Below are 19,202 nucleotides of genomic sequence, written 5' to 3' on the forward strand. Positions count from 1 at the left end.
CTCGGTCTCATGGCGTCACCTCGAAGGTGAAGCTGAACACCCCGGCCAGAATCACCTTGGTGCCGGGCTCGATCATCATCGGGTCGTTGGGACGCAGCGTGACAGGGTTCTCCCCCGGCAACACCACCTGGGTGCCGTTGGTCGAACCCAGGTCTTTCACCGCCACATGCCAGTACTCCAGGCGCACCTCGAGGTGCTGCCCCGAGATGTCCTTGTCGGGGTCGACCAGCTTGACCAGGTTGGGCTGCTCGCCGGTGTGCGGGGTGGGCAGCCGCGGGTTGCGGCCCAGAATGCACCCGCGGTCGAGCAGCACCACATCGCCGTTGCTGAGCCGCAGCACGCCCAGCGGCGGTCGCGGAATCTCGACCGGCTGCTGTGGCGGCAACGCCCGTCCGCACACCCGGCAGGTGCCCGCGTAGGCGGGGCTCAGATGCCCGGCCGGGCAGCGCGCCGCTACCACCGTCTGCTCGGCCTCGCGGGGCAACGAGTCGCGACTGATCGTGTGATCGGACGCCGGCTCGGACGGTCCGGCCGGCACCACCTGGGTGGGTGCCCCAGGAGCGAGATCATCGTCGAAGCTCCAGGGCAACGAATCGATGAACGTGGGCTGGTCGGACGGTACCGGCGCGGAGGACGCCGCCGGCGGCGACGGCAGCCCGGCAATCGGGCTGGTGAACGGCGTGGGCAGGGTGTGACCCGTGCTGATGCCCTCGTCGGGGCTGGGGTCGGGGGTCGGGGCTGCAGGCGATCCGGCCGGTGAGCCGACGGCGTCAGTGGGGGGCGCGAACGGTGAAGCGACCGACGGCGTGGCTGCGAACGGTGCGCCAACTGCCGGTGCCGCGACGGGCGCGACCGACGCGTCCTCGGCGGCGATCGGGGCAGGCACCGGCTGCGGCGTTCCGGCCGCCGGCGCGGCCGGAACGTCCGGACGTGCCGGTCCGATTGAGGAGCCGAACGACCTGGACACCCGTCCGGCCAGCACCACCCCGGCGGGCAACGGAAGCGCGAGCCGCCCCTCGCCCGACTGAGGGTCGACCAGGCAGTACCGGTCGGCGGCCACGATCCGGTCGGTCCACAGCCCCTTCCCCTCGATCACCTGCCCACCGGCCTCGACCCGGTAGCCGCCGCGCACCAGCACCCGCAGGCCCTCGTCGGTGGGTTCGGCCAGCGCAAACTGCTGCACGGCTCGCAGGCCGGGCGTGACCAGCAGTTCGAGCACCTCGTCGAGGGTGCCCTCCGGGCTGCTGACCAACTCGTACAGGCCGGGCACCAATCCCGCTTCGGCAGGCAGGTCGACCAGCGCCGCCACCCGGGGACCACAAACCGCGAGCGCGCCACCGGGGGCGTAGCTGTAGGTCGCACCGATCATCACCGTTCTCCTTCCTGCACGGCCTGCGTCGGCACCATGCGCCGAACCGTCAGCTCGTCGCCGGCGGCCGCCTCGGCACCGACCACGTCCACCACAAGCACGCTCACATTGTCGCGGGCATCGGTGGCCAACACCGCATCCACCAGGGCGGACGCCGCCGCGTCGGCATCGGGGTGCTCGGCCAGCACGGCCGCGATGCGTTCGTCGGACAGTTCTGAGTTGAGCCCGTCGGAGCACAGCACGAAGCGCTCACCCGGAGTCTGCGGCAACAGCCACAGATCGACCGTGGGCGGCGGACGCATGCCCACGGAGCGGGTGATGATGTGCCGCGCGGGGTGGATGCGAGCCTCGGCGGCGTCGATCAGGCCCCGAGTCAGTAGTTCTTCGACCTCGGAGTGGTCGACGGTCACCCGGCGCAGGGCACCGCCGGCGTAGCGGTACACCCGGGAATCGCCCACGTTGAACACCGCCCAGTGCCACTCCCCGCCGACCCTCACCTCGGCCAGTCCTGTGACGGTGGTGCCCATGCCGCGCGCCTCGGGGTGTTGGCGACCGTGCTCGACGAGCGCGGCATTGGCCCGGTCGACCGCTTCGGTGATGGTGGCGGGGGCCAGGTCGTCGCCGGCGTCGAGTTCGCGCAGCGACTGCACAGCCAGGCTGCTGGCCACGTCACCGGCCGCGTGACCGCCCATGCCGTCGGCTACCACCCAGACCCGCTCACCAACCAGCAGCGCGTCTTCATTGAGCGAGCGGTGACGACCCACGTCGGTGCGGGCGCCGACCACGACCTGCGGCATGGGCTCCCCCTGATCGGCGGTGGTCGACGAGTCGAGATCCGGGCATCTCCCGGTGCAGGGCGAGAGTACCAACCCAACCCTCAACGGCTACCGCTGTTCGACTCGACGGGACGGCCTCCATGGCCGTCCGGCCTCACAGACATCGCACAGCGAACCCAAAGAGACCTGCCGGGTCGGCCGCTTAGCGTGAGGTCATCGACACGACAACCAACCAAGAGAAATGACCTGACATGGATCTCACCAGCCTCGGCATCGACATCGTCGCCATCGTGCTTTTGGCCTTCGGCATCTACTTTCAGCGGTACCGCCGCCGCGAGGTGATGGTGGCCATGATCGGCCTCAACGTCGCGGTGGTCGCGGTAAGCGCGGCCCTGGCCAGCGCCTCTGTCGGCCTCGGGCTCGGCCTCGGCCTGTTCGGAGTGCTGTCGATCATCCGGCTGCGCTCCTCGGAACTCAGCCACAGCGAAGTCGCCTACTACTTCGTCTCGCTCGCCATGGGCCTGCTCGCCGGCCTCGCCTTCACCCCGACCTGGCTCGGGCAGATGCTCATCGGCCTGCTGGTTGTCGTGATGTTCCTGGTCGACCACCCCGCCCTGTTCCGCGGCTACCGCCACCAGGTGCTGACCCTCGACCGGGCGATCACTGACGAACTCGAACTACAGACCGAACTCACCGCCCTGCTGGGTGCAGAGATCAAGCAGTTCACCGTACAACGGGTCGACCAGGTGCGCGACACCACGGTGGTGGACGTCCGGTACCGGGTGCGCACCCCCGCCCCACTGGCCCGCGACATCGCGAACGACAACACGTCCGACCAAGCCCTCACCCACTGACCCCCCACCACAACGAGAGAAATCGACATGAACGCACTGAAGAACGTGAAGACCTGGATCGCCGGCGGACTCGCCGCCGTGGTGCTGGCGGTGGGTGGCTGCACGGCCGGGGCGGTGGCCGCATCGAGCACCACCACGACCAGCACCACCACGACCAGCACCAGCTCGGCCACGCTGGCCCTGACCGCCGATCACGACACTGACTCCGACCACACCTGGGACACCAGCGCCGAGGTGACCATCGACCTGTCGAACCCCACCGCGACCGACGGGGTCACCGTGTCGGACGGCGTGATCACCATCACCGCTGCCGGCGCCTACCGGCTGAGCGGCACCCTGGCCGACGGGCAGGTGGTGGTCGACACAGAAGACTCCGGCAATGTGTACCTGATTCTCGATAACGCCTCGATCACCAACAGCGACGGCTCGGCGATCGTGATCGACAAGGCCGACCTGGCCCTGATCGTGCTGGCCGACGGCACCACCAACACCGTGACCGACGGATCGACCTACGCGGCGACCGGCGACGATGACCCGAACGCGGCAATCTGGAGCGACCCCGACCTGACGATTCTGGGCGAGGGCACGTTGAACGTGACCGGCAACTACAACGACGGCATCGGTGGTTCTGACGGGCTGGTGATCGTGTCGGGCACGATCAACGTGACCGCGAAAGACGACGGCATCAAGGGCAAGGACTACTTGGTCGTGAAGGGCGGCACCATCACGGTGACCAGCGGCGGCGACTCGCTGAAGTCGAGCAACGAGGACGATTCTGGCCTCGGCTACGTGAGCATCGTCGACGGTACGGTGACCTTGAAGTCGGGCGACGACGGCATCGACGCCTGGACCGCCGCGTTGGTCAGCGGCGGCACCCTGACCGTGGCCGAATCGGTGGAGGGCCTGGAGGCGAAGGTGGTCAGCATCAGCGGCGGCACGGTCGACGTCACCTCCAGCGACGACGGACTGAACGCCGACGACTCGGCGTCGACCGCCGGCGACATGGAGGCCCAAGACGGCACCCTGATCAGCATCTCCGGTGGTGAACTGACGGTCACCGCCGACGGTGACGGGCTGGACTCCAACGGCGACATGACGATCAGCGGCGGCACGACCATCGTCTACGGCCCGACCAACGACGGCAACGGCGCGCTCGACACCAACGGCACGTTCACCATCACCGGTGGCACCCTGCTGGCCGGCGGCTCGTCAGGAATGGCCGAAGCGCCCAGCACCGACTCGTCGCAGAAGTCGCTCAAGTTCACCGTCAGCGCGGCGGCGGGAGCGACCGTCGAGGTGAAGGATTCCTCGGGCAACACGATCGCCACCTACACCTCGCCCCGGCAGATCGCTTCGCTCGTCGTGTCGACCGATCAGGTCAAAGAGGGCGAGACCTACACCGTCTACGTCAACGGTACGGCCTCAGGCACCACCGACACCTCGCAGGCGACCAGCGCCGGCATGGGTGGCGGCATGGGTGGCGGCCCCGGCGGTGGCGGTGGCGGTGGCGGCCAGCGCCCCTGACCCCTGGTCACCAACCGCACGATCGGGCACCCCACTGGTGCCCGATCGTGCCGCGTCCCCCGCCCCCATCCGCGCGTCCCCCCGTCCCCCCGTCCCCGCGTCCCCCAGGACGACGGGGGCGGACGTTGCTCAGGTTTGGGTTCGTTGCCGAGGTTTGAACCTGGGTAACGAACCCAAACCTGAGCAACGTCCATTTGAGGGGGTGGACGGGGGGACGGGGGCGGCTGGGAGGGGTGCGGGGGGTGGGTCAGGGGTGGGGGTAGAAGCGGGTGAGGAAGTCGTTGCGGAAGGCGTCGAAGTTGCCCGCCTCGATGGAGGCTCGGATCTCGTCGACCAGCCGGACGGTGAACCGCTCGTTGTGAATCGTGGCCAGGGTCGAGGCCAGCATCTCTTTGGCCTTGAAGAGGTGGTGCAGGTAGGCCCGGGTGTAATGCGCACAGGTGTAGCAGTCGCAGTCGTCCTCGATCGGCTCGAAGGCGCGGCGGTGTGCGGCGGTGTTCACGTTGAAGCGTCCGTCCCGGGTGTATAGGGCGGCGTTGCGGGCCACACGCGAGGGCATCACACAGTCGAAAGTGTCGGCCCCGGCCGCGACGGCGGCGAAGAAGTCGTCCGGCTCTGAGATGCCCAACAGGTGTCTGGGCTTGTCGAAGGGTAGTTCGTCGGCGACCCAGCCGACGATCGTGCCCAGGTTCTCCTTCTCCAGTGCACCGCCGATGCCGAAACCGTCGAAGCTGGCGCCATCCACCTCGAGGGCGGCCAGGTCGCGCGCGGCCTGCCGCCGCAAGTCTTCGTACTGGGCGCCCTGGACGACACCGAACAGCGCCTGGTACGGCTTGCCGACCCGGCTGCGGGTGAGTTCGGCATGCGCCGCCAGGCACCGGACGGCCCAGGCCTGGGTGCGCGCCACCGACTGCTCCTGGTAGCCGCGGGTGTTCATCAGGGTGGTCAGCTCGTCGAAGGCGAACATGATGTCGGCACCGAGTTCGTGCTGAATGCGCATGCTCACCTCAGGGGTGAACCGGTGCCGGTCGCCGTTGAGGTGGCTGGTGAACGTGACCCCGTCGTCGTCGACCTTCGCCAACCGGGTCTTGCCCTCGGCGATCACGTCGTCGTCGGTGACCCCAACGCTGCTCATCGCCAACACCTTCTTGAAGCCCGCACCGAGGCTCATCACCTGAAACCCGCCCGAATCGGTAAATGTCGGCCCGGGCCAGTTCATGAAGGCACCGAGGCCGCCCGCGGCGTCCACGATGTCGGAACCGGGCTGCAAGAACAGGTGGTACGCGTTGGCCAGCACGGCCTGGGCGCCGAGTTGCGCCACCGACTCGGGCAGGACGGCCTTGACCGTCGCCTTGGTGCCGACAGCCACGAAAGCCGGGGTGCGAATGTCGCCGTGGGGGGTGTGGATCACCCCGGTGCGTCCCCGGCCCCCCGGCAGTACGGCCCCGACCTCGAACCCGAACTCAGTCATGGTGCGCTCGCCACGGCAGGGGTCTCGACAAGCTCGACCGGCGAAGAGGGCTCAGGCACGCGCCAGGGCCTGCAGTTGCGCCAAGGCCACCGTGCCGGCCGTCGAGGTGCGCAGCACTCCGTCGGCGATCAGCACCTGCCGCGCCCCGGCCTGGGCGAACGTGGCCAACTCCTCGGCCGTCAGGCCGCCCTCGGGGCCGACGATCAGCATGACCTCGCCTTCGACCGGTACCTGCACCGACGAGATCCAGTCGATGGCCGCCTCGTGCAGCACCAGGGTGAGTGCCGGCTCGGCGATCCGCAACGCGAGTTCGGCGGTGGTGAGCGGCGGGCTGACCCGCGGCACCCGGAACCGGCGCGACTGCTTGGTGGACTCGCGCACGATACTGCGCCACCGGGCCAGCGCCCGCTCCATGCGGTCGGGAGCCCACTTGACCACCGAGCGCGCCGACTGCCACGGCACCACCTCGTCGACGCCCAGTTCGGTGAGCATCTCGAGGGCCAGTTCAGACCGGTCGCCCTTGGCCAGCGCCTGCACCACGGTGAACCGCAGCGGACGCGCGTCTTCGGCCAGCACCTCGGCCACCTCGACGACGAGCCCGTTGACGTCGGACGACAGCACCGGCCCCTTGATCGCGGCGCCGATGCCGTTGCTGACCAGCACCACCTCGCCCTTGCGAATGCGCCGCACGATGGCCGCATGGCGACCCTCGTCACCGGTGACGGCGACCTGGTCGCCGACGCGCGGATCGTCCAGGTCTGCCAGGAACATCGCCTCGGTCATTGTGTGAATGCGTCCTTCAGCCAGCCGAAAACACCCTTGTGGTGCTTCTCCACCGCCACCTCGTGGCTGTTCTCACCGCGGGCCTCGGCCAGTTGGCGCAGCAGGTCGCGTTGGTAGTCGTCAAGGCGGCTGGGGGTCTGCACCAGCAGCGTAACGCCGAGATCGCCCCGTCCGGAGCCACGCAGCCGCGGAACCCCGCGGCCGTTCACGGCGATTCGGGTGCCCGACTGGGTGCCGGTGGGCACGTTGACTCGCACCGTGGCCAGATCGGCGTCCAGATCGTCACGCTCTGCCTCGAGCGTGGGCAACACCACCTCGGTGCCCAGCGCGGCGGCGGTCATCGGAATCCGGACGACCACCTCGAGGTCGTCGCCGTTGCGCTTGAACGTCTCGTGCGGTTCGACGCTCAGCTCCACGTACAGGTCGCCGGCCGGGCCGCCGCCTGGGCCGACCTCGCCCTGGCTGTCGAGGTGAATGCGGTTGCCGGCGTTGACCCCGGCGGGAATCTTCACGTTGATCGTGCGGGACGACCGCACCCGGCCCTCGCCGGAGCACTCGCCACACGGCAGCGGAATGATCGTGCCGTAGCCGCGGCAGGCCGGGCAGGGCTGGGTGGTGCGAATGTCGCCCAGAAACGACCGCTGAATCTGGGTGATGTCGCCCTGCCCGTGGCAGGTGGTGCAGGTGACTGGCTCGGAGCCCGCCTTCGCGCCGGTGCCGTTGCACGAGCCGCAGATCACTGCGGTGTCGACCCGCAGCGGCTTGGTGATGCCGAAGGCCGCCTCGGCCAGAGTGAGCGAGAGCCGCACCAGAGCGTCCTGGCCGCGGCGTACCCGCGACCGGGGGCCGCGCCCGCCGGCTTGGCCGAACATGGCGTCGACCAGGTTGGTGAAGTCGAACCCGGCGGCGTTGCCGCCCGGAAAGCCAAAGCCCTGGGCGCCGTTGAAGCCATTGCCCATCGGGTCGCCGCCACGGTCGTACATGGCCCGCTTGTTGGTGTCGTGCAACACCTCGTAGGCCTCGCCGATCTCTTTGAACTTCTCGGCGGCATCGGGGGTGCCGGCCACGTCCGGGTGGTACTGCATGGCCAGCTTGCGGTAGGCCTTCTTGATCTGGTCGGCGCTGGCGTCGCGATCGACGCCGAGCGTGGCGTAGTAGTCCTTAGTCACGTCATCCTTCTGCCAAGATGCGGCCCACGTACCGGGCGACCGCCCGTACCGAGGCCATGGTGCTCGGGTAATCCATCCGGGTGGGGCCGACGATGCCCATGCTCGCCCACACGTCGACGCCCTGGCTGTACGCGCTGGCGACGACCGACGTGGACTGTAGCGGCTGGTAGGGGTTCTCGCTGCCGATGCGCACGGTGACGTCGGCGGACCCACCCGCCTCGCCTAACAACCGCAACAGCACGACTTGTTCCTCAAGGGCCTCAAGCACGGGCTTCACGGTGGTCTCGAATTGGTCGCCGAACCGGGTCAGGTTGGGCACCCCGCCGACCACGACCCTGGTGGCCGGGTCGGCCGACACGATGTCGATCAAGGCAGCGCTGACCACTGCCGCCACCGGACGCAGGTCGGGCGCCAGTTCGTCCAGCAGGTCGGTGAGCAGATCGGGCACCCGTGTGGTCGACTGGCTCACCAGTGCGGCATTGAGTCGTCCGCGCAACTCGCTCACCTGATCGTCGGATGCCGTCCCCAGGTCTAGTTGGCGTTGGTCGACCCGCCCCGCGGAGTTGACCACGATGGCCAGGCCCCGCCCGGGCGCCAGGGTGAGCACCTCGATCAGCCGGATGGTGGCCGAACTGAGCACCGGGTATTGCACGATCGCCACTTGCTGGGTGATCTGCGCCAGAAGCCGGACGGTGCGCCGCACGACGTCGTCGACGTCGAGTGCCCCGGCCATGAACGTCGCTATCGCCCGACGTTCGGCCAGCGACAGCGGCTTGACCGTGCCCAGTCGGTCGACGAACAGCCGGTAGCCCTTGTCGGTCGGAATCCGGCCGGCGCTGGTGTGCGGCTGGGTGATGTACCCCTCCTCTTCGAGCACCGCCATGTCGTTGCGCACGGTGGCCGGAGACACGCCCAGGTTGTGCCGGTCGACCAGGGCTCGTGAACCCACCGGCTCCTGTGACGACACGTAGTCGGTGACGATGGCCCGCAGAATGTCGAGCTTGCGGTCGTCGAGCATCGGGCCCCCTTCATCTGCTGGCACTCTCGTTCTGGCACTCTCGATGAGCGAGTGCCAGTCTAGACGAAGCCCTCCGGCCAGGGCGCACCGACTCGTCGATGGGCAGCGGTGCCGAGTGACGTCCATCGCTGAGAGAAGAAGCTGCTCAGCTTCGGGCCGGGACAGCGGGCCACCGCCTTCGCCGAACCGCACGAACTCCCAACCTCGACCCACCGCTGGGCGGCCACAGCGCGGCCCCAGCCACTCGCTCCGCCGCCCTTCGGTGGATCAGGTCGTAAACTGTGCCCACCCACCACTGGTGGGGCCGCGAAAGGCCGATCGAATCGAGGCACCATGCGTTTGATCACCGTGGTCCTTGCGGCGGGTGCGGCCCTCATGCACGTCTTCATCTTCTGGCTGGAGTCGCTGCGCTGGGAGGACGCCAGAACCCGCAAGGTTTTCGGAACGACACCCGAGCAGGCGGCGACCACTCGGCAATTGGCGTTCAACCAGGGCTTCTACAACCTGTTCCTCGCCCTTACGGCAGGAGCCGGGGTGGTGCTGTTCTGGTGGCCGGTGGTGTCGGCGACACTGCTGATCGTCGGCCTGGGCTCGATGGTGCTGGCCGCGCTGGTGTTGGTGGCCAGTGACCACAGCAAGGTCCGCGCCGCACTCGTGCAGGGCCTGGCTCCGGCGCTCGCCCTGATCTTTCTCGCGCTCTCGACCCACGACTGAGCCGCGCCCAAGCTCCACCATGGTGGACGTCCGTGACCCAGGCGCGGGGGTGGCTGCCGCACGAGACGAAGCACGACTACCGCACCAGTAACAAGCTCATCGCCCTCGACGACGGCAGCGCGGGCATCGGCTCCGTGACGCGGCCGTCGCACCCGGGGGTCTTGGACGCCTCCAGAGAAGAGCCGATTCTTCGCCGGTCGAGCCTGTCGAGACCCCAACTTCAGTACCCTCACGACGGGTTTCGACAAGCTCAACCAGCGGCAAGCACACCGATCAGCCCCTCCCCGCAAAAACGCCGACTCTTCGCCGGTCGAGCTTGTCGAGACCCCGATCTGAGTGCCCTCACGAAGGGTTTCGACGTAGCTCAACCAGCGGTAAGCACACCGACCAGCCCTTCCCTAAGCTGTCGCTGTGCAGTTCTCTGAAGGCCGGTTCGAGCAACTCCGCGACGGCATCTGGCGGGCGGTACTACAGCCGGCCGCGGTCAACGTCGGCCTGGTGGCCGGCTCGACGGGGGCCCTGCTGATCGACACCGGCTCGTCCCCGGCGCAGGGCGCCCGACTACGGGCCGCCGCCGAACAACGCGCCGGCGTGCCGCTGCTCGGGGCGGTGGTCACCCACGCGCATTTTGACCACTACTACGGGCTGGCGGCGTTCGACGACCTGCCCACCCACGGTCACGAGAGCCTCGCGACGGCGCTACGGGCCGATCGGGTGCCGGTCGAGGCTGCCGAGTTGGGCTTCGCGCCGGACGACCTGCGAGCGCCGAACCGTCCGTTGACCCTGGCACGCCTGATCGACCTGGGCGGACGGCACGTCGAGATCGTGCACTTCGGCCCGGGCCACACCGCCGGCGATCTGGTGGTGATCGTGCCCGACGCCCAGGTGATCTTCACCGGCGACCTGCTGGAACAATCCGCTCCCCCGGCCATGGGCCCCGACTGCCACCTGAAGCAGTGGCCGGCCGCACTCGACGGCATTCTCGGCCTGGTCAACGAGCACACCCTGCTGGTGCCCGGGCACGGCGAACCGTTCGACCGAGTGCTGGCCTTCACCCAACGGGCCGAAATCTCGGCCGTCTACGGCCAGGTCGAGTTCCTGATCGGCCAGGGCGTGAAACTCGAGGACGCGCTGGCCGCCGGTCAGTGGCAATATGACGACGCGACGATCGCCGCCGTCCTGCCGATCGCCTACGCCCAGTTGGCGTCCGAGGGCAAGGTACCGCGGCCCACCCTGCGCCTGCTCTGAGCTGAGGAGGCGCTGATCAACGCCAGCACCGCTGCTTGAGCCCAGCGAAACCCTCCACCAGAGCAGGCACCTCCGAGGTCTCGACAAGCTCGACCAGCGAAAATCAGCACAGGCCCAGCCCAGCGAAAACCCTCCACCAAAGCAGGCACCTCCGAGGTCTCGACAAGCTCGACCAGCGAAAATCAGCACAGGCCCAGCCCAGCTTGTCCGAGCCCTGTCGCCCCAAGGTGACATACTCCAACAGCAATGGAAACCACCCGGCTGCTGCGTCCGCTCGCCCTGGAAGTTTCGGACGCCGGCGCGGCCGACCGCCTCTACGATTCGTTCTCCGCCTACGCCGGGCGGCTCGGGCTCAGTCTGTACCCGCATCAAGACGAGGCAATCATCGAACTGCTCGGCGGTTCGCACGTCGTGCTCACCACCCCCACCGGGTCGGGCAAGTCGCTGGTTGCCACCGCCGCGATCCACGCGGCACTGTCGACCGATCGGGTGTCGTTCTACACCGCTCCGGTGAAGGCCCTGGTCAGCGAGAAGTTCTTCGAGCTGGTCGCCATCTTCGGCGCCGACAACGTCGGCATGCTCACCGGTGACGCAGCGGTGAACGCCGGCGCCCCGATCATCGTCTGCACCGCCGAAGTGCTGGCCAACATCGCGCTGCGCGAAGGCCCCGCCGCCGATGTCGGCCTGGTGGTGATGGACGAATTCCACTACTACGGCGAGTTCGACCGGGGCTGGGCCTGGCAGGTGCCGCTGATCGAGCTCACCGGCGCCCAATTCGTGCTGATGTCGGCCACGCTGGGCGACATGACCGGCATCGCCGCCGATCTGGAGGCCCGCACCGGGCGCGACGTGGCCATCGTCGCCGAGGCCGAGCGTCCGGTTCCGCTCACCTTCCGCTACGCGATGACGCCACTGGAGGAGACTCTCGACGAACTCGTCCAGACCCACCAGGCGCCCGTCTACGTGGTTCACTTCACCCAGGCCGCCGCGGTCGAACACGCCCTGTCACTGCTGACCAAGGGCGTGGTGCAGAAGGCCCACCGCGCCGGCCCGGGGACGCGGGCCGGGCTGGCCGACGACCCGTTGCACGGCTTCCGGTTCGCCGCCGGCTTCGGCAAGACGCTGTCGAAGCTGCTGAAGGCGGGCATCGGCGTGCATCACGCCGGCATGCTGCCCAAGTACCGGCGGCTGGTCGAGCAACTCGCCCAGCAGGGCAGGCTCAGCGTGATCTGCGGCACCGACACCCTCGGCGTGGGCATCAACGTGCCGATTCGCACCGTGCTGTTCACCGGCCTGGCCAAGTTCGACGGCTCGCGGCAGCGGGTGCTGCGCACCCGCGAGTTTCTGCAGATCGCCGGACGCGCCGGCCGGGCCGGCTTCGACACCGCCGGCTACGTGGTGGTGCAAGCCCCTGAGCACGTCATCGACAACGAGCGCGCCAAGGCGAAAGCGGCGGCCAAGAACGCCGCGATGAGCGAGGCGAAGCTGGCCAAACGCAAATCGAAGGCACAGCTGAAGAAGGCGCCTGAGGGTGCGGTGGTGTGGAGCGAACAGACCTTTGACCGGCTGGTCGCCGGCCAGCCGGAGCGACTGCTCAGCCGCATGAAGGTCGACGACGCGATGCTGATCAACGTGCTCAGCCGCGACGATGACGCCTTCGTGGTGCTGCGCCGGTTGCTCACCGACAACCATGAAGACCGCCGCTCGCAGCTTCGCCTGGTGCGGCGGGCTCTCCGGCTGGTCCGCTCGCTGGTGCGCTCCGGGGTGTTGACCCGCCTGGAGGTCCCCGACGAGTTCGGTCGCCGCTACGTGCTGACCGTCGAGCTACCGTCCGATTTCGCGCTCAATCAGCCGCTGGCCTCGTTTGCGCTGGCCGCGCTCGACCTGCTGGACGCCGAATCGCCCAACTACTCCCTCGACGTCACCTCGGTGATCGAGGCGGTGCTCGACGCGCCGATGCCAGTGCTGTTCGCCCAACAGCACGCCGCCCGCGGCGACGAGATCGGGCGGCTCAAGGCCGACGGCGTCGACTACGAGGAGCGGATGGCGATCGTCGAGTCGATCACCTGGCCCAAACCGCTGGCCCAGCTTCTCGACGCCGCCTACGAGACCTACCGGCAGACCCATCCGTGGCTGCCGCCCGACGCACTGCAGCCCAAGTCGATCGTGCGCGAGATGTGGGAGCAGGCGATGAGCTTCACCGACCTCGTCCGCCGCTACCAGGTGGCCCGCAGCGAGGGCCTGGTGCTGCGCTACCTGACCGACGCTTACCGCACGCTGCAGCGCACCGTGCCCGACGCCCACCGCAGCCCCGAACTGGAGGACGTCATCGACTGGCTGGGCGAGACGATCAGGCAGACCGACTCCTCACTGCTGGACGAGTGGCAGGCGCTGACCGACCCGGAACACCCGCCGCGCGACGTCGTCGATCACGCCGCTCCCCCACCGCCCCGGCCGCTGTCGAAACAGGGCCGTCCCTTCGAGGTGCTGATTCGCAACGCGATGTGGGCACGGGTGACGGCGTTCGCCCACGACGACCCGGACGCCCTGTCCCGGCTCGAGCGCGAAGCCGCGGGTCGGGTTGAGCCGGAGCGCGAGGTGCTGATGACACGGCGCCGCTGGGACGCCGCCCTCGACGACTACTACGCCGAACACGACGAGGTGCTGCTCGACGCCGAGGCGCGCGGGCCGTCCTATCTGGCGCAGGGCCCGGAGCAGACCGGTGAACCCGTCGGGACCACGGGCGTGACGGCGCGGATCAGGCCGGTGCGGCAGACCCTGCGCGACCCCGACGACAACCGCGACTGGGTGCTGGACGCCGTGGTGGACTGCGACGCGACCGACGAGGCCGGTGAACTGGTGCTGGCGGTGAGTGCTCTGCACCGCCTGGACGGCTGACGTCGCCAAGGGTCGTTGGTCGAGCTTGTCGAGACCCTGGGCGAAGCTTGTCGAGACCTTAGTCGAAGCTTGTCGAGACGTTGGTCGAGCTTGTCGAGACCTTAGTCGAATCTTGTCGAGACCTTAGTCGACCTGGCGCTGGCAAGGGGTTTCGACGTAGCTCAACCAGCGAGGGTCGGATTGGCCAGCACTTCCCTGGCGCGCGAGCTCAGAGAGCGAACTGTTCCCTGACCAGCCCGGCAGCCAGTTCCCATAGCTGGTCCGACGCCGCGGCGAGCAGGTACCGTCCGGTCACCCCGGCGGCGTAGTCGCGGCCGTCGATGGTGGCCAGCCGTCCGCCGGCCTCGGTCACCATCAGGCCCCCGGGCAGATGGTCCCACGGATGCATCGACCAGTAGCCAAGAAAGGCCCGCTCACGCTCGACCACGAGCGGGTAGTCAACACCGCAGCAACCAGCCAGCCTGGTCAGGGTTACGGTATCGGGCATGCGGGCGCGCGGGTGCCCGTAGCGCCCGTGCAACGCCCCGACCAGCCGTTCGCCGATCGGCGACACGGCGACCCGCACATCGTTGAGATAGACCCCCGCGCCCTTCTCGGCCACGTACATGCGGTCGTGCACCGGCTGCCAGATCCAACTGCGGGTGGTCTCGCCCGCGCGCACCTCGGCCACCATCACTGCGAAGTCGGCGCTGCCCTCGGTGAAGTTGCGGGTGCCGTCGACGGGGTCGATCACCCAGGCCCGCTCGGCGTGCGGCAGCACCTTCAACCCCGAAGGATCGGCGTAGACACCCTCTTCGCCCACCACGAGGCAGCCCGGGTCGGCAGCGGTGAAGATCGCGGCGAGCTCCTGCTCGGCGAGCCGGTCGGCCACCGTCACCACGTCGCCGGGCCGCTTCTCGATGATCTCGTCATCGGCCAGCGACCGAAACCGCGGCATGATCTCGGCATCGCACACCTGCCGGATCGCGGCCGTGACGGCATCGGTCTGCATCACGGCTCCAGCGTGTCGGCGTGGTCGGCGGTGACGAAATCGATCAGCTTCTCCACCTCGGTGAGCAGCGCCGGGTCGAGATCGCGCCACGAGGTGACCTTCGAGCGAATGTGCCGCCAGGCGTCCGCGATATCGGTCTGGGTGCGGGCCGGCCAGCCCAACTGGCGGCACAGCCCGGTCTTGTAGTCCTGCCCCTTGGGCACCTCGGGCCACGCCTGCAGCCCGAGCACCGACGGCTTGACCGCCGCCCAGATGTCGATGAACCGGTGCCCGGTGACGAACACCCACGGGCTGGTCACCTGCTCGACGATCCGCGACTCCTTCGAGCCCGGCACCAGATGGTCGACCAGCACCCCGAGCCGGCGGCCCTGCTGCGGGGCGAAGTCGGCGACGATGGCGGGCAGGTCGTCGATGCCGCCCAGGTATTCGACCACCACCCCGACGTGCCGAAGGTCCTCACCCCACACCTTCTCGACCAACTCGGCATCGTGCCGTCCCTCGACGTAGATTCGGCTGGGCAGTGCCACCTTCGCCGGGCTACGGGTCGCGCCGGCCCGCGAGCCGGACGCCGTGTGAGTCGGGCGTCCGTTGGGCTGCCGCTTGGGCGCTGTCACCGCCACCGGCTTGCCGTCGAGCCAGAACCCCGGGCCGAGCGGAAAGCTGCGGCGCTTGCCGCGGCGGTCTTCGAGCACGAGCAGCCCGTTCTCGACCCGGACGACGGCTCCGACGAACCCGGAGGTCGGGTCTTCCAGCACCATGCCAGGCTGGGCTGGGATCTCTTTGCTGACGGGCTTGCCGGCCTGTTGCCAGCCGGGTGCCAGAACGTCGCGTGGGTATCGGCTCACGCCGTCAGATTAACGCCACGTCGTGAGCGCCCGACCGCAGACGCGCTGCGCGCCGCGTCAGCACGTGCCTTGAGTCCCCGCACTGTGCGGACGGCCCACGATCCGGCCCGGCGACCCGCAACGGCTCGGACGCAGGCAAGTACTGATCAAAGCGCACACCGCCGGTTGAGCTTGTCACAACCCCTCGCCCCAGCGTGATGACCGAGGTCTCGACAAGCTCGACCAGCGAAGAATCAGCACTTTCCTGACACGCCAGATCAGGCACCCACGGGTGATATTCGATCCAGCCCACTATTTGTCGGGCATCGGGCCCGTTCCCGGCTCGGAGCCGCTGAGGCGCCGACCGGCCCGCCTGAGGTATTCTGAACCGGTGACTTTCCGACTTCTGCTTCGACAGCCGCGCTGACTACTTCGTCACCGCGGCGCCCCTCCATGTGCGAGGGGCTTTTTCATGTCCACAAGCAGAGCGACAAGAAGGATGAGATGAGCGAGACGCCGTACCGCTACACCGCCGAGCTGGCCGGGCAGATCGAAATCGCCTGGCAAGACCGCTGGGAGGCCGAGGGCACCTTCCACGCCCCCAACCCGACCGGGGTCTGGGCCGAGCCGGAGAAGGTCGGCGGCCGGGAAAAGCTGTTCGTGCTGGACATGTTCCCCTACCCCAGCGGCGCCGGCCTGCACGTCGGGCACCCGCTGGGCTACATCGGCACCGACACCTGGGCGCGCTACCAGCGGATGCGGGGCCGCAACGTGCTGCACGCCCTGGGCTACGACGCGTTCGGCCTGCCGGCCGAGCAGTACGCGGTGCAGACCGGGCAGCATCCGCGGGTCACCACCGAGGCCAACATCGCCAACATGCGCCGCCAGCTGCGCCGGCTGGGCCTCGCCCACGACGACCGGCGCAGCGTCGCCACCACCGACGTCGAGTTCTACCGCTGGACCCAGTGGATCTTCCTGCAGGTGTTCAACTCCTGGTACGACACCGACGCCGACAAGGCGCGTCCGATCGACGAACTGATCGCCGAGTTCGAGTCCGGCGAGCGCGCCGTCCCGTCCGACCGTCCGTGGGCCGACCTGGACGCCGCTGAGCGCGCCACCATCGTCGACTCCTACCGGCTGGCCTACGTCTCCGAGGCGCCGGTGAACTGGTGCCCGGGCCTGGGCACCGTGCTGGCCAACGAGGAGGTCACCGCCGAGGGCCGCTCCGACATCGGCAACTTCCCGGTCTTCAAGCGCAGCATGAAGCAGTGGATGATGCGGATCACCGCCTACTCCGACCGGCTGCTGGCCGACCTGGACCGGCTGGACTGGCCCGACAAGGTCAAGGCCATGCAGCGCAACTGGATCGGACGTTCCAGCGGCGCGTCGGTGACCTTCGGCGTCGAGGGCCACGAGGCCGCGATCGCGGTGTTCACCACCCGGCCCGACACCTTGTTCGGCGCCACCTTCATGGTGCTGGCCCCCGAGCATCCGATCGTGGACGCCATCACGCCCGGCGAAAACGCCTGGCCGGAAGGCACCAACCAGGCCTGGACGGGCGGCGCGGCGTCGCCGTCCGAGGCGGTCACCGGCTACCGCGAGGCCGCAGCCCGCAAGACCGACCTGGAACGTCAGGAGAACAAGGACAAGTCCGGCGTCTTCACCGGCGCGTTCGCGATCAACCCGGTGGACGGCCGGCGCATCCCGATCTTCATCGCCGACTACGTGCTGATGGGCTACGGCACCGGCGCCATCATGGCGGTGCCGGCCGAGGACGAGCGCGACTGGGACTTCGCCAAGGCCTACGACCTGCCGATCATCCGGACCGTGCAGCCGTGGGAGGGCCACGACGAGAACACCGCGTTCACCGGCGACGGACCGACGATCAACTCGGCCAACGACGAAATCTCGCTGAACGGCCTGGACATGGCCGACGCCAAGCGGACCATGATCGACTGGCTGACTGCGAACGGCCACGGCGTCGAAACCGTCACCTACAAGCTGCGGGACTGGCTGTTCAGCCGGCAGCGCTACTGGGGCGAACCGTTCCCGATCGTCTACGACGAGGCCGGCCACCCGATCGCGCTGCCCGAGTCCATGCTGCCGGTCGAACTGCCCGAGATCGACGACTACAGCCCGCAGGCGCTGGAGCCGGACGACTCGACGTCCGAGCCGGTGCCGCCGCTGGGCAGGGTCACCGACTGGGCGAGCGTAGTGCTGGACCTGGGCGACGGCCCGAAGACCTACCGTCGCGAACTGAACGTGATGCCGCAGTGGGCCGGCTCCTGCTGGTACGAGATCCGCTACCTGGATCCGGCCAACCACGACCGGTTCGTGGATGCGGACGTGGAGCGCTACTGGATGGGCCCGCGGGAGGTCTCGTCGGTCGAGCCTGTCGAGACCCCGTCGGTCGAGCCTGTCGAGACCCCGGTTTCGACAAGCTCAACCACCGGTGGCACGGTTTCGACAAGCTCAACCAGCGAGGGTGGGGACGTCGGCGGCGTCGACCTGTACGTCGGCGGCGTCGAGCACGCCGTGCTGCACCTGTTGTACGCCCGGTTCTGGCACAAGGTGCTGTTCGACCTGGGCCAGGTCAGTTCCGCCGAGCCTTTCCGCCGGCTGTACAACCAGGGCTACATCCAGGCCTACGCCTACCGCGACGCCCGCGGCCAGACGGTCCCGGCCGACGAGGTCGAGGAGGTCCCTGGCGCGGACGGCGAGCTGGGCTACGCCTGGCACGGCGAGGAGGTCTTCCGGGAGTACGGCAAGATGGGCAAATCGCTGAAGAACATCGTCACTCCCGACGACATGTACGACACCTACGGCGCCGACACCTTCCGGATCTACGAGATGGGCATGGGTCCGCTGGATCAGTCGAAGCCGTGGGAGACCCGGGCCGTGGTCGGCTCGCAGCGGTTCCTGCAGCGGCTGTGGCGCAACGCGATCGACGAGGTCACCGGCGAGGTGCGCATCGTCGACGCGCCGCTGGACGACGCCACCACGCGCGCGCTGCACAAGACCATCGACGCGGTGACCAGGGACTACGAGGGCCTGTCGTTCAACACCGCGATCGCCCGGCTGACCGAGTACAACAACGTGCTGACCAAACTGGGTGCCGTCCCGCGGGACGCGATCGAGCCGATGCTGCTGATGGTGGCCCCGCTGACCCCGCACATCGCCGAGGAACTGTGGTCGCGGCTGGGGCATGCCGAGTCGCTGGCGTTCGAGCCGTTCCCGGTCGCTGATCCGGCGTTGATCGCCGACGACACGGTCACCTGTGTGGTGCAGGTGAAGGGCAAGGTCCGAGCCCGGCTCGAGGTGCCGGCAGATATCAGCGAGGACGCTCTGCGCAGCCAAGCCCTGGCGCTGCCACGGGTGGTCGACGAGACGCCCAACGGTGTGCGGACGGTGATCGTGCGGGCCCCAAAGCTGGTGAACGTGGTCCCTGCCTGAGCCACGGGTCACCCGACCCGCCGGTCGTACCCTGTGGCCGGGTGCACCGATCGACCTCGCCGGCCGAGTGTTCGTCGACACCCTGGACGCGCTCGGTTGTCGTGGTCGGG

14 protein-coding genes are annotated in these 19,202 nt (G+C 68.7%); 6 read left to right on the forward strand and 8 right to left on the reverse strand.

Annotated elements, in window-relative coordinates; translation table 11 throughout:
* Positions 1-7: 7 nt before the first annotated feature.
* Both QM721_RS07075 and QM721_RS07080 read right to left on the reverse strand, forming a co-directional pair.
* Entirely contained in the window at positions 8-1,369 is a 1,362-nt protein-coding gene (locus QM721_RS07075; protein ID WP_415120404.1) for an FHA domain-containing protein, read from the reverse strand.
* Positions 1,369-2,166 carry a PP2C family protein-serine/threonine phosphatase gene (locus tag QM721_RS07080; RefSeq protein ID WP_415120406.1) on the reverse strand — a complete coding sequence of 266 codons (798 nt, stop codon included), beginning with the start codon at positions 2,164-2,166 and terminating at the stop codon, positions 1,369-1,371. Before QM721_RS07080 ends, QM721_RS07075 begins: the two co-directional genes overlap by 1 nt.
* 230 nt (positions 2,167-2,396) lie before the next feature.
* On the opposite strand from QM721_RS07080, the gene QM721_RS07085 reads away from it, so the two are divergent.
* The gene (locus QM721_RS07085) at positions 2,397-2,999 is read left to right on the forward strand and encodes a DUF4956 domain-containing protein (protein ID WP_415120408.1); all 603 of its coding nucleotides are present in this window, start codon (positions 2,397-2,399) and stop codon (positions 2,997-2,999) included.
* 27 nt (positions 3,000-3,026) lie between these two features.
* The gene (locus tag QM721_RS07090) at positions 3,027-4,523 is read left to right on the forward strand and encodes a carbohydrate-binding domain-containing protein (RefSeq protein WP_415120410.1); all 1,497 of its coding nucleotides are present in this window, start codon (positions 3,027-3,029) and stop codon (positions 4,521-4,523) included.
* A 247-nt stretch (positions 4,524-4,770) separates the two neighbouring features.
* Here the strand turns inward: QM721_RS07090 and tgt are convergent, their stop codons facing one another.
* From tgt to hrcA, 4 genes are read right to left on the reverse strand one after another with little or no spacing between them, the layout of a single operon-like run.
* Positions 4,771-5,994 carry a tRNA guanosine(34) transglycosylase Tgt gene (tgt, locus tag QM721_RS07095; protein WP_415120412.1) on the reverse strand — a complete coding sequence of 408 codons (1,224 nt, stop codon included), beginning with the start codon at positions 5,992-5,994 and terminating at the stop codon, positions 4,771-4,773.
* Between the two features lie 51 nt (positions 5,995-6,045).
* Positions 6,046-6,777 (reverse strand): 16S rRNA (uracil(1498)-N(3))-methyltransferase, encoded by a 732-nt coding sequence (locus QM721_RS07100; RefSeq protein ID WP_415120414.1) that lies wholly within the window; start codon positions 6,775-6,777, stop codon positions 6,046-6,048.
* Positions 6,774-7,946, reverse strand: coding sequence for a molecular chaperone DnaJ (gene dnaJ, locus QM721_RS07105; protein ID WP_415120416.1), 1,173 nt, complete (start codon positions 7,944-7,946; stop codon positions 6,774-6,776). Before dnaJ ends, QM721_RS07100 begins: the two co-directional genes overlap by 4 nt.
* 1 nt (position 7,947) lies before the next feature.
* A complete protein-coding gene (gene hrcA / locus QM721_RS07110; RefSeq protein ID WP_415120418.1) occupies positions 7,948-8,964 on the reverse strand; it encodes a heat-inducible transcriptional repressor HrcA in 1,017 nt (338 codons plus the stop codon).
* Between the two features lie 333 nt (positions 8,965-9,297).
* Between hrcA and QM721_RS07115 the strand changes: the two genes are divergently transcribed.
* The 3 genes from QM721_RS07115 (at position 9,298) to QM721_RS07125 (ending at position 13,824) form a co-directional block, all read left to right on the forward strand.
* A complete protein-coding gene (locus QM721_RS07115; RefSeq protein WP_415120420.1) occupies positions 9,298-9,678 on the forward strand; it encodes a DUF1304 domain-containing protein in 381 nt (126 codons plus the stop codon).
* A 411-nt stretch (positions 9,679-10,089) separates the two neighbouring features.
* Entirely contained in the window at positions 10,090-10,926 is an 837-nt protein-coding gene (locus QM721_RS07120; RefSeq protein ID WP_415120422.1) for an MBL fold metallo-hydrolase, read from the forward strand.
* 246 nt (positions 10,927-11,172) lie between these two features.
* Positions 11,173-13,824: a DEAD/DEAH box helicase gene (locus QM721_RS07125; protein ID WP_415120424.1), complete on the forward strand. Its 2,652-nt coding sequence runs from the start codon at positions 11,173-11,175 to the stop codon at positions 13,822-13,824.
* 208 nt (positions 13,825-14,032) lie between these two features.
* Here QM721_RS07125 and QM721_RS07130 read toward each other — a convergent pair whose 3' ends face one another.
* Both QM721_RS07130 and QM721_RS07135 read right to left on the reverse strand, forming a co-directional pair.
* A complete protein-coding gene (locus tag QM721_RS07130) occupies positions 14,033-14,815 on the reverse strand; it encodes an inositol monophosphatase family protein (protein ID WP_415121031.1) in 783 nt (260 codons plus the stop codon).
* Positions 14,815-15,660, reverse strand: a complete 846-nt coding sequence (locus QM721_RS07135; protein WP_415120426.1) for a DUF3097 domain-containing protein — start codon at positions 15,658-15,660, stop codon at positions 14,815-14,817. Before QM721_RS07135 ends, QM721_RS07130 begins: the two co-directional genes overlap by 1 nt.
* 483 nt (positions 15,661-16,143) lie before the next feature.
* Between QM721_RS07135 and QM721_RS07140 the strand changes: the two genes are divergently transcribed.
* The gene (locus QM721_RS07140) at positions 16,144-19,092 is read left to right on the forward strand and encodes a leucine--tRNA ligase (RefSeq protein WP_415120428.1); all 2,949 of its coding nucleotides are present in this window, start codon (positions 16,144-16,146) and stop codon (positions 19,090-19,092) included.
* The last annotated feature ends 110 nt before the right edge of the window (positions 19,093-19,202 follow it).

It is taken from the genome of Micropruina sp. (genome assembly GCF_047602085.1).
GTDB lineage: Bacteria > Actinomycetota > Actinomycetes > Propionibacteriales > Propionibacteriaceae > Micropruina.

Bases quoted from the DNA above. Each gene is read 5' to 3' on its own strand.
- QM721_RS07075 (WP_415120404.1), bottom strand. From the start codon at position 1,369: ATGATCGGTGCGACCTACAGCTACGCCCCCGGTGGCGCGCTCGCGGTT.
- QM721_RS07080 (WP_415120406.1), bottom strand. From the start codon at position 2,166: ATGCCGCAGGTCGTGGTCGGCGCCCGCACCGACGTGGGTCGTCACCGC.
- QM721_RS07085 (WP_415120408.1), top strand. From the start codon at position 2,397: ATGGATCTCACCAGCCTCGGCATCGACATCGTCGCCATCGTGCTTTTG.
- QM721_RS07090 (WP_415120410.1), top strand. From the start codon at position 3,027: ATGAACGCACTGAAGAACGTGAAGACCTGGATCGCCGGCGGACTCGCC.
- tgt (WP_415120412.1), bottom strand. From the start codon at position 5,994: ATGACTGAGTTCGGGTTCGAGGTCGGGGCCGTACTGCCGGGGGGCCGG.
- QM721_RS07100 (WP_415120414.1), bottom strand. From the start codon at position 6,777: ATGACCGAGGCGATGTTCCTGGCAGACCTGGACGATCCGCGCGTCGGC.
- hrcA (WP_415120418.1), bottom strand. From the start codon at position 8,964: ATGCTCGACGACCGCAAGCTCGACATTCTGCGGGCCATCGTCACCGAC.
- QM721_RS07115 (WP_415120420.1), top strand. From the start codon at position 9,298: ATGCGTTTGATCACCGTGGTCCTTGCGGCGGGTGCGGCCCTCATGCAC.
- QM721_RS07125 (WP_415120424.1), top strand. From the start codon at position 11,173: ATGGAAACCACCCGGCTGCTGCGTCCGCTCGCCCTGGAAGTTTCGGAC.
- QM721_RS07130 (WP_415121031.1), bottom strand. From the start codon at position 14,815: ATGCAGACCGATGCCGTCACGGCCGCGATCCGGCAGGTGTGCGATGCC.
- QM721_RS07140 (WP_415120428.1), top strand. From the start codon at position 16,144: ATGAGCGAGACGCCGTACCGCTACACCGCCGAGCTGGCCGGGCAGATC.